Source organism: Microbacterium sp., from assembly GCF_043427715.1.
Lineage (GTDB): Bacteria > Actinomycetota > Actinomycetes > Actinomycetales > Microbacteriaceae > Microbacterium.
Map to the genome: position 1 here is coordinate 12,752 of NZ_JBHWTD010000029.1, position 14,613 is coordinate 27,364.

General features: G+C 69.5%; 10 protein-coding genes. 1 reads left to right on the forward strand and 9 read right to left on the reverse strand.

From position 1 onward, the window contains the following. Positions 1–46: 46 nt before the first annotated feature. The 8 genes from uvrB to polA all read right to left on the reverse strand — a co-directional run bounded on the left by uvrB (position 47) and on the right by polA (position 12,894). Entirely contained in the window at positions 47–2,128 is a 2,082-nt protein-coding gene (gene uvrB, locus ACHFGS_RS02980; RefSeq protein WP_394279070.1) for an excinuclease ABC subunit UvrB, read from the reverse strand. 56 nt (positions 2,129–2,184) lie between these two features. Beyond that, positions 2,185–2,802, reverse strand: coding sequence for a dephospho-CoA kinase (gene coaE / locus ACHFGS_RS02985; RefSeq protein WP_394279069.1), 618 nt, complete (start codon positions 2,800–2,802; stop codon positions 2,185–2,187). A 35-nt stretch (positions 2,803–2,837) separates the two neighbouring features. After that, entirely contained in the window at positions 2,838–4,025 is a 1,188-nt protein-coding gene (locus ACHFGS_RS02990; RefSeq protein WP_394279068.1) for a diguanylate cyclase, read from the reverse strand. Then, on the reverse strand, positions 4,022–5,773 hold the full coding sequence (locus ACHFGS_RS02995; protein WP_394279067.1) for a sensor histidine kinase: 1,752 nt from the start codon (positions 5,771–5,773) through the stop codon (positions 4,022–4,024). The genes ACHFGS_RS02990 and ACHFGS_RS02995 overlap by 4 nt, the downstream gene beginning before the upstream one ends. Before the next feature lie 120 nt (positions 5,774–5,893). Continuing rightward, positions 5,894–7,342, reverse strand: a complete 1,449-nt coding sequence (gene rpsA, locus ACHFGS_RS03000; RefSeq protein ID WP_394279666.1) for a 30S ribosomal protein S1 — start codon at positions 7,340–7,342, stop codon at positions 5,894–5,896. Positions 7,343–7,485: 143 nt separating this feature from the next. Further along, on the reverse strand, positions 7,486–9,177 hold the full coding sequence (locus ACHFGS_RS03005) for a DUF885 domain-containing protein (protein ID WP_394289121.1): 1,692 nt from the start codon (positions 9,175–9,177) through the stop codon (positions 7,486–7,488). A gap of 16 nt (positions 9,178–9,193) precedes the next feature. Continuing rightward, positions 9,194–10,204, reverse strand: a complete 1,011-nt coding sequence (locus tag ACHFGS_RS03010) for an LLM class F420-dependent oxidoreductase (RefSeq protein WP_394289122.1) — start codon at positions 10,202–10,204, stop codon at positions 9,194–9,196. 68 nt (positions 10,205–10,272) lie between these two features. Then, a complete protein-coding gene (polA, locus tag ACHFGS_RS03015; RefSeq protein ID WP_394289125.1) occupies positions 10,273–12,894 on the reverse strand; it encodes a DNA polymerase I in 2,622 nt (873 codons plus the stop codon). A gap of 76 nt (positions 12,895–12,970) precedes the next feature. Here polA and ACHFGS_RS03020 point away from each other — a divergent pair, with 76 nt between their 5' ends. Next, on the forward strand, positions 12,971–13,411 hold the full coding sequence (locus ACHFGS_RS03020) for a PaaI family thioesterase (protein WP_394289123.1): 441 nt from the start codon (positions 12,971–12,973) through the stop codon (positions 13,409–13,411). Positions 13,412–13,610: 199 nt separating this feature from the next. Here ACHFGS_RS03020 and ACHFGS_RS03025 read toward each other — a convergent pair whose 3' ends face one another. Next, on the reverse strand, positions 13,611–14,492 hold the full coding sequence (locus ACHFGS_RS03025) for an endonuclease domain-containing protein (protein WP_394289124.1): 882 nt from the start codon (positions 14,490–14,492) through the stop codon (positions 13,611–13,613). Positions 14,493–14,613: the final 121 nt, after the last annotated feature.

The window sequence follows — 14,613 nt, forward strand, 5'->3', positions numbered from 1 at the left end:
ACACCTCGCCGGAGGCGCGATCGGGGCCGGTCCCGCGCCGTGGCGGTCAGGCGTGGCCGGCCTTCTCCATCGCCCGAAGTTCCTTCTTGAGATCCTGCACCTCGTCGCGGAGTCTTCCGGCGAGCTCGAACTTGAGCTCGTCGGCGGCCGCGAGCATCTGCCGGGTGAGGTCCTCGATCGTCGCCTCGAGCTGGTTCGCCCCTTCGGCGGCGATCCCTTCCCGGCGCAGCTGCGGCGTCGGGCTCTTTCCCTTGCCGGACTTCGTCTTCGCCGCGCCACGGCTGTTCATCATGTCGCGGGTGTCGGTGGCTTCACGAGCGAGGGCGTCGGTGATGTCGGCGATCTTCTTGCGCAGCGGCTGCGGGTCGATGCCGTTCTCGAGGTTGTAGGCGATCTGCTTCTCACGACGCCGCTCGGTCTCCTCGATGGCTGCAGCCATCGAGTCGGTGATCTTGTCGGCGTACATGTGCACTTGGCCGGAGACGTTTCGAGCGGCACGACCGATCGTCTGGATCAGGGAGGTCCCCGACCGAAGGAACCCCTCCTTGTCGGCATCCAGGATCGCGACGAGCGACACCTCGGGAAGGTCGAGACCCTCACGGAGCAGGTTGATCCCGACGAGCACGTCATAGACGCCCTGCCGCAGCTCGGTGAGCAGCTCGACGCGTCGGAGCGTGTCGACGTCGGAGTGGAGATACCGCACGCGGACGCCGTGCTCGCCGAGGAAGTCAGTCAGCTCTTCGGCCATCTTCTTCGTCAGCGTCGTGACCAGCACACGCTCATCACGCTCGACCCGCAGGCGGATCTCCTCGAGCAGGTCGTCGATCTGACCCTTGGACGGCTTGACGATGATCTCGGGGTCGACGAGTCCGGTGGGACGGATGATCTGCTCGACGACGCCATCGGCGATGCCCATCTCGTAGCGACCGGGCGTCGCCGAGAGGTACACCGTCTGACCGACGCGCTGCTTGAACTCGTCGAACCGCAGCGGACGGTTGTCCATGGCACTCGGGAGGCGGAATCCGTGGTCGACGAGGGTGCGCTTGCGCGATGCGTCGCCTTCGTACATGGCGCCGATCTGCGGCACCGTGACGTGCGATTCGTCGATGACCAGGAGGAAGTCGTCGGGGAAGAAGTCGAGCAGCGTGTGCGGCGCCTCCCCCGGCATCCGTCCGTCGAGGTGACGCGAGTAGTTCTCGATACCCGAGCAGAAGCCGAGCTGCTGGAGCATCTCGAGGTCGAACGTGGTCCGCATCCGCAGACGCTGCGCTTCGAGCAGCTTGCCCTGCGATTCGAACTCCTTCAGCCGTTCCGCGAGCTCGTGCTCGATCGTCTTGATGGCGCGCTGCACCGTATCGGTGCCCGCGACGTAGTGCGAGGCCGGGAAGATGGGCACGCTCTCGAGCTTCTGGACGACGTCGCCGGTGAGCGGGTGCAGCATGTACAGCGCCTCGATCTCGTCGCCGAAGAGCTCGATGCGGACGGCGTACTCCTCGTAGACGGGGATGATCTCGATCGTGTCGCCGCGCACCCGGAAGTTGCCGCGTGAGAAGTCGACGTCGTTGCGGTTGTACTGCATCGCGATGAACTTGCGGATGAGGGCGTCGCGGTCGTACCGCTCCCCCACCTGCAAGGCGACCATCGCCCGGAGATACTCCTCGGGCGCGCCGAGACCGTAGATGCACGACACCGTCGACACCACCACGACGTCACGCCGACTGAGGAGCGAGTTGGTCGTGGAGTGGCGGAGCCGCTCGACCTCCGCGTTGATGGAGGAGTCCTTCTCGATGAAGGTGTCCGTCTGCGGGACGTACGCCTCGGGCTGGTAGTAGTCGTAGTAGCTGACGAAGTACTCGACCGCGTTCTCGGGCAGGAGATCGCGGAACTCGTTGGCCAGCTGCGCCGCGAGGGTCTTGTTGTGCGCCATCACGAGGGTGGGGCGCTGCACCTGCTCGATCAGCCAGGCGGTCGTCGCGGACTTGCCGGTACCGGTCGCACCGAGCAGCACGACGTCGGTCTCGCCCGCGTTGATGCGTGCCGCGAGGTCGGCGATGGCTTGCGGCTGGTCGCCGCTGGGCATGTACTCGCTGATGACCTCGAAGGGTCGCACGGAGCGGGTGGTCTGCATCCTTCCAGCGTAGGCTCCGCCTCCGACACCGGCGCCACCCGTAGCTGACCGTCCGCTCAATCCTCCGGCGAGGGAGCGGTGTCGGGGCGCAGTCTCTCCCACAGCGCGTCGACCTGCGCGACCGTGTGCGACAGCTCCCCCGCCGTGTCGATGACGACATCGGCGATCGCGAGCCGGCGGTCGTCGTCGACCTGCGCCGCGAGGCGCGCGTCGGCGGCCTCCGGAGTCATCCCCCGCAGCTCGATCATGCGCCGACGGCGCACCTCGGCGGGGGCGTGCGCGACGACGATCAGCTCCCACGGGTCATCGGCCCGCGCTTCCACCAACAGGGGGACGTCGTAGACCACGACCGCGCCCGGATCGACGGATGCCGCGGCGAACCGCCGCGCGGACTCCTCCCGCACCGCAGGGTGCACGATCGCGTTCAGGCGGGCGAGCGCCTCCTGATCACCGAACACCCGCTCCGCGAGCGCGGCGCGATCGAGCGCGCCGTCCTCCGTCACCACCGCGTCGCCGAACTCCGTCGCGATCGCGGTCACGACCGGGGACCCGGGGCTCTGCACGTCGCGCACGATCTGATCGGCATCGACGATCACGGCTCCGTGCTCCGCGAGTCGGCGGGCGATGGTCGACTTTCCGGCGGCTATGCCACCGGTCAATGCGATGAGAGTCACCCTCCGAGGATGCCACGCCCGTGGCATCCGCTCTCTCACTGCAGCTGACTGCGCGCCTCGTCGACCCCGCCGAACAGGACGGAGGCCTCAAGACTGCTCGAGGCGCGGACAGCAGCTGCGCGTGCGGCGGTGAGCAGGTGCACCGGGTCGTATCCGAGCGTCTCGCTCAACGCGACGCCGACCCCCACGATCGGGAGGAGGCCTGTGGGACTCCCGGCGAGTTCGTCGACGCAGCCGCGGTAGACGGCCGCCGCCTGACGGCGCGCCTCGGCGGCGGTGGTCGCCAGTGCGCACAGCGAGAGAGTCGCGTCTTCGTCCTCGCCGACGAATGCGGCCGCGGGCGCGTACCGACGCACCGCCGCACGCCACGCGGTCGTGAGCTCGTCCACGGCGTCCGTGCCGAACGCGGCGGACATCTCCTCCAGACCGTCGATGTGCACGACGGTCACGCTGACGAGTTCGCGCCGCCACCCGGCGCGCTCCGTCATGTCATTGATGGCGTCACGGTACGTGCGGGCCAGCATGATGCCGTCGGCGGCGACACCATTCCCACTGAGCCACTCGTAGCGCTGAGTCGCACTCTTGGCCGCCCGCAGTGTCGAGGTGACGACGACGGCGACGATCGTGAGGATGACGGTCGCGATGTTCGCGGAGATCGAGCCGAACCAGGTGTTGAAGAACTCGCCCTCGGCCCCGTCGATCAGGAAGACGATGAGTCGCGCGAAGTAGTACACCCCGGCGGCGAAGAGGACACCGCTGAACAGCCGCACGTTGCCGATCCGCCCCATCGGGCGGCGCAGGGACTCCGCGCCCCCGAAGGCGAAGAAGACGACGATGGCCGCCGCCATCACCTGCCAGCCGCCCCAGGCGCCGACGACCGGTACGCGGATCATCGCGGCGGCGAAAGTTCCCACGGCGAGGGCGCCGACCAGAAGCGACGACCAGACGAGGCTGCGCTCGTTGTAGCGGCGGTTGCCGAGCCAGATGAAGCCCGGGGTGAGGGCGAACGCCGCGTTGCCGATCGCGATCGCGGCCGCCCCTCCGATGCCGGCGGCCCAGGAGATGTAGGCGAACGTGGTCGCCGTGCCGCAGAGATAGCCCACCGCCCACAGCCGTCCCGCGCCCGTGTCCCGTCGGCGGAGCGTCTCGATCACGAAGATCCCCGTGGCCACCAGCGCGACCAGGGCGGTCATCACCGTGACGGTCAGCAGGTCGAGCGTCATGGCTGGCCCCTCTCATCGGGCGCCACCCGCGTGGCCGCATCGGTGGCGGCGCCGTCGGATGCCGCGACCTCGGCCGTGACCGGCAGCTGCACGACGAAGGTGGTGCCGAGCCCCTCCGTGGAGGTCACGGTGATGTCGCCGCCGTGCGCCCGGACGATCTCCTGGCTGATCGCGAGTCCGAGGCCCGTCCCGGGCACGCCGCTCTCCGCTCGGAAGAAGCGTTCGAACACGCGCTCCCGGTCGGCGGACGACAGGCCGATGCCGGTGTCGCGGACGAGGAACGACGAGTGCACTCCGTCTGTCGAGGTGCCGAGCACGACGGTGCCGCCGTCGCGGTTGAACTTGATCGCGTTGCTGATGAGGTTGTCGATCACCTGCCGCACCCGCGCCGGGTCGATGAATGCGGGAGCCGGCGCCACGTCGTCGACGTCGATCCGGATGGCGCGTTCGAGGGCGAGCTGGCTGAGATCGGATGCCGAGGAGCGCAGCAGCTGTGCGATGTCGTGGGTCTCCGGAGAGATGGTGATCTCCGCCGACAGGCGGGATGCCGTGGACGCGGCGAGGATGCCCGAAACGATGCCGAGCAGCCGTTCACTGTTGCGATAGGCGACGTCGATCTGCCGGTGGACGCCCGCGGGCACGTCGTCGGCGTCGAGCGCCAGTTCCAGGTATCCGAGGATCGATGTGAGCGGCGTGCGCAGCTCGTGGGACACCGAGGCCACGAGGCTGTCACGTGCACGGAGCGCCGTGCGCTCCTCCGTCACGTCACGGGCGACGAGCACGACACCGGCGGGCTGCCCGTCGGCATCCGTCAGACGACGCGCCGAGAGGCTGATGGCGGCGCGACGCGAATCGGAGACGGGGTACCAGACGACCATGTCACTGAAGGTCTCGCCACGGGCGATGCGGGCGAGGGGACGGTCCGCGGCGGACAGCGGGGTCTGTCCATCTGCGGCGAACATCTCGCCGACGTAGTCGAGCTTGCCGAACCCGGGGATCCGCTGTTGGAAGCGCCCGAGGGCGTCGTTGACGAACGTCACCTCACCGTCCGCGCCGATCCGGAGGACTCCGAAGTCGACGGTGTCGAGCACTTCGGTAAGGAGCTGCTCCTGACGACTCGCGTGACGCAGGGCGGCGCCGAGCCGCGCGGACTGCTTGTCGAGCAGCGCCCGTTGCGCGACGAAGCGCTTCGTCGCGTTGTAGGCGGAGGCGCCGATCGCGATGATGACCGCGGGCAGCACGATGATCGCCCAGGAGAACTCGAACGAGGGAAGGACGGCGAGCGTCGTCCAGTACGCGCTGATGACGCTGATGCAGGCGATGAGGAACCAGATGCGCCCCATGGAAGAGAGCCACATCGTCGGGAAGGCCCACAGCAGCGCGACGCCGGGGACGTCGGAGCTGCGCATGAGCGCGATCGCCAGGATGTCCACCAGGGGGACGACCGCCACCCACGACGGGTTCAGGCGCGACCACGGCACCGCGAGGCTCGAGACTGCGGCGACCACGATGATGAGGACACCTGCAGCGAACTGCGGAGCGTTCCCGAGCCACCCGGCGGCAAGCCCGGAGAGGAAGATCGCGGCGACGATGGCCGTCAGCAGGATCTGGTTGTTCGCCACCACGCGGTCGCGGAGTTCGGTGAGGGGTACGTCGCCGTCATCCGACCGCAGGTAAGCGACCAGGCTGCGCCGCCGCGCGCCGGGCGTCTTCTCAGCGCGCTCGTCGCCGCTGGGCGTGTTGCTCACAGCGCAACGTTACCGCCCGAGCTGGTCTCGGTCCGGGCCCGCCACGGCGTTGTCCGCGGCGGAAACGGCCGAGGGGCCGGAGCCTTGCGGCTCCGACCCCTCGGACGTGTGGTGTGTCGATCAGCGACCGGACAGCTTCTCGCGGAGAGCCGCGAGAGCCTCGTCGTCGGCCAGCGTGCCGGCGCCGCTCGCGACGTCGGACGAGAAGCTCGAGCCACCGGTCTCGGCGGGAGCCGCAGCCTCGGCCTCGAGGGCCTTGGTGACGGCAGCCTTGTGAGCCTCCCAGCGACCCTGGGCAGCGGCGTACTCGGCCTCCCAGGCGAGGCGGGCCTCGTCGAAGCCTTCCTTCCACTGGTTGGTCTCGGGGTCGAAGCCCTCGGGGTACTTGTACTCGCCGTTCTCGTCGTACTCGGTGACCATGCCGTACAGCGCCGGGTCGAACTCGGTGCCGTTGGGGTCGACCGACTCGTTGGCCTGCTTGAGGGACAGCGAGATGCGACGACGCTCGAGGTCGATGTCGATGATCTTGATGAAGACCTCTTCACCGACCGACACGACCTGCTCGGCGAGCTCGACGTGCTTGCCCGAGAGCTCGGAGATGTGCACGAGGCCCTCGATGCCATCGGCGACGCGGACGAACGCACCGAACGGGACGAGCTTGGTGACCTTGCCCGGAGCGACCTGACCGATCGCGTGGGTGCGGGCGAAGACCTGCCACGGGTCCTCCTGGGTCGCCTTCAGCGACAGCGAGACGCGCTCGCGGTCCAGGTCGACCTCGAGGATCTCGACGGTGACCTCCTGGCCGACCTCGACGACCTCGGACGCGTGCTCGATGTGCTTCCACGAGAGCTCCGAGACGTGGACGAGACCGTCGACGCCACCGAGGTCGACGAACGCACCGAAGTTGACGATCGACGAGACGGTGCCCTTGCGGACCTGGCCCTTGTGGAGGTTGTTGAGGAAGTTCGAGCGCGACTCCGACTGGGTCTGCTCGAGCAGCGCACGACGCGAGAGCACGACGTTGTTGCGGTTCTTGTCGAGTTCGAGGATCTTCGCCTCGAGCTCCTGGCCGAGGTACGGCGTGAGGTCGCGGACGCGGCGCAGCTCGATGAGCGAGGCCGGCAGGAAGCCGCGGAGGCCGATGTCGACGATGAGGCCGCCCTTGACCACCTCGATGACCGTGCCGGTGACGACGCCGTCCTCGTCCTTGATGCGCTCGACATCGCCCCAGGCGCGCTCGTACTGCGCGCGCTTCTTCGAGAGGATCAGGCGACCCTCCTTGTCCTCCTTCTGGAGGACGAGCGCCTCGACGGTGTCGCCGACCTCGACGACCTCGGAGGGGTCGACGTCGTGCTTGATGGAGAGCTCGCGCGAGGGGATGACGCCCTCGGTCTTGTAGCCGACGTCAAGGAGGACCTCGTCGCGGTCGATCTTGACGACGGTGCCCTCGATGAGGTCGCCGTCGTTGAAGAACTTCAGGGTCTTCTCAACGGCGGCCATGAAGTCATCGGCCGAGCCGATGTCGTTCACAGCGACCTGCTTGGGAGCCGTGGTCGTTGCAGTGGTCATAGAGTTCAAGGTGCCTTATGGGGGGATGTCGGGCTGCGGGCATGGGAATGCCCATCCAGCGGTTCGGATTGATTGCGCGCCACACGAGTGGCCCGACAATCCTATACGCGGATGGGCATCCCGGACAACCGGAGCTCCAGCACTCAGCTGCGGAGCACGGCCTCGCGCAGCGTGTCGAGGCCGACGCCGCCGATGTTGAGCACTCGGGTGTGGAAGCGCTTGAGGTCGAACGCGTCGCCCTCGGCCTCCTTCGCTGCATCCCGGATCTGCTCGAAGATGCGCTGGCCGATCTTGTAGGACGGCGCCTGGCCCGGCCAGCCGAAGTAGCGGTTGACCTCGAAGCGCACGAACGGCTCGTTCATGTTGACGTTCGACTTCATGAACTCGAAGGCGTAGTCGAAGTCCCACTCCCCCGTGCCGTCGAGGCGCGGCTTGCCGAGATGCACGCCGATGTCGAGCACGACGCGCGCCGCGCGCATCCGCTGGCCGTCGAGCATCCCGAGCCGGTCGGCCGGGTCGTCGAGGTAGCCGAGCGACTCCATGAGCCGCTCCGCGTAGAGCGCCCAGCCCTCGGCGTGGCCGGAGGTGCCGGCGAACGCGCGGCGCCACAGGTTGAGCTGCGCGCGGTTGAACGTCGCCTGCGCGATCTGCAGGTGGTGGCCCGGCACACCCTCGTGGTACACGGTCGTGAGCTCGCGCCACGTGTCGAACTCGGTGACGCCCTCGGGCACCGACCACCACATCCGCCCCGGCCGCGAGAAGTCGTCGGCGGGACCGGTGTAGTAGATGCCGCCGGTCTGCGTCGGCGCGATCATGCACTCGAGCGCCTTGATGGGCTCGGCGATGTCGAAGTGGGTGCGGCCGAGCTCCTCGATCGCGCGGTCGCTCGTCTCCTGCATCCACGCCTTGAGCGCGTCGGTGCCGTGGAGCTTGCGGCTCGCGTCCTGGTCGAGGTGCGCGATCGCCTCCTGCACGGTCGCGCCCGGGAGGATCTCGTTCGCGATCGCCTCCTGCTCGGTGCGCATCCGGTCGAGCTCCTCGATGCCCCACGCGTAGGTCTCGTCGAGGTCGACGGCGGCGCCGAGGAACCGGCGCGACATGAGCGAGTAGAAGTCGCGGCCGACGGCGTCGACGGGGTTGGCGGATGCGGCGAGCTCGGTGCGCAGGAACTCCGCGAACCGCGCGTGCGCCTCGGTCGCCTCGCCTGCGGCCTTCGCGAGGTCGTCGCGGAGCGAGGCGGGCAGCTCCTGGTCCCCCGCCTTCGCGGAGGCGGCGAAGTCGTGGAAGAAGCCCTTCCCAGGCGCGTAGTCGGTGAACTGCTCGAGCACGTTGTCGATCTGGCGCGCCGCGGGCGTGTTGCCGGTGGCGATGCCGTTGCGAAGCGAGGCGATGTAGCCGTCGATCGCGGCGGGCACGTTGTGCATGCGCTGCGCGATCGTCGACCAGTCGTCCTCGCTGCCGGTCGACATGAGGTCGAAGATGTCGCGGATGCCCGAGGCCGGGCTCGCGAGGTTGTTGAGGTCGCGGTCGCCCCAGCCGGAGTCGTGCACGTCGAGCTCGAGCTGCAGCTCGCGCGAGAGGTCGGTCTTCGTCACCCAGTCGACGTCGTCGACGGGCTCGGCTGCCTGGAGCGCGGCGAGCACCTCGCGCGCGAGCGCGGCGTCGGCGTCGCGGCCGCTCGGCGAGTAGTCGCCGTAGCCGGCCTTGTCGCCCTCGAGGCCCACGTACACGTTGATCTCGGGGTTCATGGCGGCGGCGCGGTGGACGTAGTCCTCCGCGATCCGGTCGATCTCGGTCTGCTGGCGCGACGTCGCGCCGACTCTCTCGTCAGTCATGCCGCAAGCCTACGCATCAGCGGAGGGCGGTCATGACCTCCCGCTCGAAGAGCTCGATGCCGTCCTGCTCGAACGCGACCTCCGGCATGTAGGCGATGAGCGTGCCGAGGCCGGCTTCGCGGAGCGCCCCGACGTGGTCGACGACCATCTGCGGCGTGCCGACGACGGCGCCGCGCGTCGAGAAGCCCGTGCCCGCGTGCTCGACGGGCAGCGCCGAGTCGGCGCGCGCGTTGACCTCGTCGACGACGCGGCGCGCTTCAGCCTCGCTCTCGCGCACGACGATGTTGAGGTTGGAGGTCAGCCGCACCTCGGCGGGGTCGCGCCCCTCCTTCTCGAGGTGGCGCAGCAGCACGTCGCGCTTGCGCGCGAACTGCTCGGGCGAGCCGCCGAAGTTCGTCGCATCCGCCCACTTCGCCGCGTAGCGGAGCGTGCGCTGCTCGCCGCCGCCCGCGATCCAGGTGGGGATGCGGGGACGGCCGTCGCGCCCGGTCTGCAGCGGCTGCGGCCGGCAGATGGCGCCGTCGACCGAGAACGACTCCGACTCGAGCGTCGCGCGACCCTCGGCCCACAGCCGCTGGATGATCTGCACGCCGTCGCGGAGCGCCGAGATGCGGTCGCCGACGCCCGGGAAGCCGTAGCCGTAGGCGCGCCACTCGTGCTCGTACCAGCCGGCGCCGATGCCGAACTCGAGCCGGCCGCCGGAGATGACGTCGACGGTCGCGGCGACCTTCGCGAGGTAGGCGGGGTTCCGGTACCCCATGCACGTGCACATCTGGCCGAGCCGCACGCGGCTCGTGCTCGCGGCGAGCGCGGCCATGAGCGTCCACGCCTCGTGCGTCGCCTCGTCGGTCGGCTGCGGCGTGGTGTGGAAGTGGTCGTAGACCCACACCGAGTCCCACGGGCCGGCGTCCGCGCGCTCCGCGACCTCGAGCATCCGCCCCCACTGCTCGGCGGGCTCGATGCCGACGAGGTCGAGGCGCCATCCCTGCGGGACGAAGAGGCCGAACCGGAGCGCGGAGTCGTTCATGCTGACAGCCTAGGCGTCGGCCCCTGGGGGTCGGATGCGGTGGGCCCGGCGGGCACGGAGGTCGCGGCTCAGTGCGCGGCGGCGTCCCAGTTCGGGCCGACGCCGACCTGCACCTCGAGCGGCACCGAGAGCTCGGCCGCGCCGCCCATCTCGGCGCGGACGATCGCCTCGAGCGCCTCGCGCTCGCCGGTCGCGACCTCGAAGACGAGCTCGTCGTGCACCTGCAGCAGCATGCGCGAGCCGAGCCCCTCGTCGGCGATGCGGCGGTCGATCGCGATCATCGCGCGCTTGATGATGTCGGCGGCCGAGCCCTGGATGGGCGAGTTGAGCGCCTGCCGCTCGGCGTTCTCGCGCAGCACGCGGTTCGACGACGTCAAGTCGGGGAACGGGCGGCGGCGGCCGAAGATCGTGGTCGTGTAGCCGTCGTCCTTCGCCTGCATCACGACGCCGCGGAGGTAGTCGCGGATGCCGCAGAAGCGCTGGAAGTAGTCGAGCATGAGCTGCTTCGCCTCGGCTTGCGAGATGCGCAGCTGCTTCGAGAGCCCGAAGGCGCTCAGCCCGTACGCGAGCCCGTAGCTCATCGCCTTGACCTTGACGCGCTGCAGCGCCGTGACCTCGCTCGGGTCGACGCCGAAGATGCGGCTGCCGACGAAGCGGTGCAGATCCTCGCCCGAGAGGAATGCCTCGATGAGGCCCTCGTCGCCCGAGAGGTGCGCCATGATGCGCATCTCGATCTGCGAGTAGTCGGCGGTGAGCATCGTCTCGAACTCGGGCCCGTGCGCGAACGCCGAGCGGATCTCGCGGCTCACCTCCGTGCGCACCGGGATGTTCTGCAGGTTCGGGTCGTTCGACGACAGGCGACCGGAGGCCGAGCCGGTCTGGTCGTAGCGGGTGCGGATGCGGCCGTCGTCCTGGATCGCGCGCAGCAGCCCCTCGATGATCTGCGCGAGCTTCGACGTCTCGCGGTGCTGCAGCAGCAGGCCGAGGAACGGGTGCGGGTTCGTCTCCTGCAGGTCGGCGAGCGCTTGCGCGTCGGTCGAGTAGCCCGTCTTCGTCGCGCGCGTCTTCGGCATGTCGAGCTCTTCGAACAGCACCGCCTGCAGCTGCTTCGGGCTGCCGAGGTTGACCTCGTGGCCGATCTCGGCGTAGGCGGCCTCGGCGTGCTCGGCCGCCTTCGCGCGCATCTCATCGAGGATGCGCTGGAGCACGTCGCGATCCATGTGCACGCCCTGACGCTCCATGCGCACGAGCACCGGCATGAGCGGCAGCTCGATGTCGTCGAGCACGCCGAGCGTCCCCGGGTCGAGGCGCGGGCGCTGGGCGCGCGAGAGCTCGCCCGTGAGCCACGCGACGGTGCCGAGCTGCTCGGGCTCGACCTCGGGCACGAGCTGGTTGGGGTCGGGCGCCGGGAGTGTCGCGCCGAGCAGCGCCTCGGTCTGCCAGTCGAGCTCGAAGGTCTTGGGCGGCGCGGTCGGCGTCTGCAGCCACGCGGCGACGCGCGTGTCGTGCGCGGCGCCGCCGAGGCGGAGCCCCGCGCGCTCGAGGACCTTGATGGATGCCTTGACGTCGTGGAGCGCCTTCGGGGCGTCCGACGCGAGCCACTCGACGAATCCGTCGTAGTCGGCCGTGCCGGCCTTGAACGGCACGTAGGCGCTCGCGCCCTCGGTCGCGACGCCGAAGCCCGCGATGCCGCCGGCGCCGTCGGGCGCGATCGAGACGGCGACCGTGCCCTTCGCGCGCGAGAGCCACAGGTCGAGCTCCTCGTCGACGAGCTTCTGCACCGCGGGCGCCTGCACCTCGGGCTCGAGCGGGGCGACGGAGTCGCCGCTCCCCTCCTGCTTGAGCACGCGATCGAGCAGCGTGCGGAACTGCAGCCGCTGGAACACCTCGCGCAGCTTCGCCTCGTCGACCTGCCCGCGCGCGAGCTCGTCGATCTCGACGCCAAGGTCGACGTCGGTGAGCAGCTGGTTGAGGCGGCGGTTGCGCTCGGCGCGCTCGCGCTGCTCGCGCAGGTTGTTGCCGACGACGCCCTTGATCTCGTCGGCGTGCGCGAGCAGGTTCTCGACCGTGCCGTACTGCGTGATCCACTTGACGGCGGTCTTCTCGCCGACCTTGTCGATGCCGATGAGGTTGTCGCTCGACTCGCCGACGAGCGCGGCGATCTCTGGGTACTGCGCCGGCTCGATGCCGTAGCGCTCGCGCACCGTCTCGGGCGTGTAGCGCTTGAGCTCGGAGACGCCGCGCACCGAGGGGTAGAGCAGCGTCACGTCGTCGTTGACGAGCTGGATGGTGTCGCGGTCGCCCGAGACGACGTAGACGTCCATGCCGGCCTTCGCGCCCTGCACCGAGAGGGTCGCGAGGATGTCGTCGGCCTCGAAGTCCTCCTTCGAGAGGGTGCGCACGCCCATCGCGTGGAGCGCCTCCTCGAGCAGCGGCACCTGGCCCTTGAACTCCTTCGGCGTCTCGTCGCGCGTGCCCTTGTACTCGGCGTACTCGCGGGTGCGGAACGAGAACCGGGAGATGTCGAACGCGACCGCGAGGTGCGTGGGCCGGTGGTCCTGCAGCAGCTTGAGCAGCATCGACAGGAAGCCGTGGATGGCGTTCGTGTGCTGCCCTTCGCTGTTGACGAAGTTCTCGAGCGGCAGGGCGAAGAACGCCCGGAACGCGAGGGAGTGGCCGTCGATGACCATGAGGGTAGGCTTCGGATCCGACACGGCAGTCAGCCTAGCCGGGGCTGCCGACACCCCAGCCGAGCGAGGAGCGCGCGTGAGCCAGGAGCCGATCGAGCACGAGGTCGACGAGGCGACGCGAGCGGTGCTCGCGCGGCTCGAGCAGCGGCCGGGGGGGGAGCTCGCCGAGCGCATGCAGATCGAGTTCCTCAAGCTCTCGGCCCAGCACTCGATCGCGCGCATGCCCGCGGAGGGCAACCGGCAGCCGGCGGGCTTCGTGCACGGCGGTGCCTACTGCGTCATCGCCGAGACGCTCGGCTCGGTGAGCGCGAACATCCACGCGGGCGAGGGCCGCTACGCCGTCGGCACCGACATCAACGCGACCCACACGCGCTCGATCACGAGCGGATGGGTGACGGCCGAGTGCACGGCCGTCCATCTCGGGCGGTCCATGACCGTGCACGAGATCGTCTGCACCGACGACGAGGGCCGCCGAGCCTCGACCCTCCGCATCACGAACTTCATCAAGACCCGCTGACCCGCCCGCCCCGGCGACCCGCCCCAGCCGAGCGGTCACTTCCGCCCGCGAGCGGTCACTTCCGCCCGCGAGCGGTCACTTGCGCCTCCGACCGGTCACTTGCGCCTCCGACCGGTCACTTCCACCTCCGACCGGTCACTTCCGCCTCCGAGGGGTCACCCCCGCCGGCGAGCGGTCACTTCCGCCCGAGAGCGGTCCGTCAGGCCGCGTTCCAGGAGGTGTAGCGCTCGTACGCGGCGACGATGCGCTGCAGGATCCGGACGCCCCCGTCCTGCAGATCATCCTTCGTCACGACGATGACGTGCCAGCCGAGCGCACGCAGCTTCTCGCGCCGGATCCGGTCTCGCTCCTGCTGAGCAGGGTCGGCGTGATGCTCGCCGTCGTACTCCACGGCGAGCTTGAGGTGCGGCCAGCTCGCGTCGAGCCGAGCGACGAACAGGCCGGTCGCGTCGAACACCTCGTGCTGCAGCGTCGGCTCCGGCAGCGCCCCCATGATCAGGAGCCGCACCAGCGACTCGCGCGGCGACTCGGCTCCGACACGGACGAGTGCCAGCGCTCGGCGAGCCAAGTGGAGGCCGCGCGCTCCCTTGTAGCGTCGCAGCGCATCCGTCAGATCTTCGACGGTCAGCGGGTCGTGTCGCTTCGTCGACACCAACCAGTCCCCCACCGCGACCAGCTCCTCGAGGGTGAGCATCGTCGCGAGGTGCACGAACGCGTCCGCTCTCGCTTCTACCCGCATCCCGTCGACCTCCACCACCTCGGACTTGAGGCGGTGACCGACGACGCCCTTGCGCCGCATCCGGAAGCCGTCGGTCGGCGAGGCGATGTGGACGGTGGCTTCCTTCTCGAGCCGAGCGGGCAGAGGCATGCCATGGATGCGTCCCGCCGTCGTGTGGCAGAAGAAGTGGTCGTCGCGGGCAAGGACGCGCACCGCCTCGAGGAGCGCCTGCGCCTCATCACCCACAGCGGCCGTGATGCGGGCGCCGCGAGCGGGCCTCGTGAAGGCCATCGATCGCAGCTCGGTTGCGGAGTACCCCCGTTCGAGGCCCTGCTGGATCGTGAAGCCGTGCTGACTCTCCATGCGCTGGATGATGCGCGCGTGCGGCCACGTCGGGGGGCGGCTGCGGATCAGGCTATGGAGAGACGCCTCTGCGAGGGCCGGGCGTGAGTGCGCGGAGCCGACGCTCACGCGCGGAAGTGAC

Excerpts from the sequence above, each read along its gene's own strand:
- uvrB (WP_394279070.1), bottom strand. The coding sequence starts at position 2,128 with ATGCAGACCACCCGCTCCGTGCGACCCTTCGAGGTCATCAGCGAGTAC.
- ACHFGS_RS02990 (WP_394279068.1), bottom strand. The coding sequence starts at position 4,025 with ATGACGCTCGACCTGCTGACCGTCACGGTGATGACCGCCCTGGTCGCG.
- rpsA (WP_394279666.1), bottom strand. The coding sequence starts at position 7,342 with ATGACCACTGCAACGACCACGGCTCCCAAGCAGGTCGCTGTGAACGAC.
- ACHFGS_RS03005 (WP_394289121.1), bottom strand. The coding sequence starts at position 9,177 with ATGACTGACGAGAGAGTCGGCGCGACGTCGCGCCAGCAGACCGAGATC.
- ACHFGS_RS03010 (WP_394289122.1), bottom strand. The coding sequence starts at position 10,204 with ATGAACGACTCCGCGCTCCGGTTCGGCCTCTTCGTCCCGCAGGGATGG.
- polA (WP_394289125.1), bottom strand. The coding sequence starts at position 12,894 with ATGGTCATCGACGGCCACTCCCTCGCGTTCCGGGCGTTCTTCGCCCTG.
- ACHFGS_RS03025 (WP_394289124.1), bottom strand. The coding sequence starts at position 14,492 with ATGGAGAGTCAGCACGGCTTCACGATCCAGCAGGGCCTCGAACGGGGG.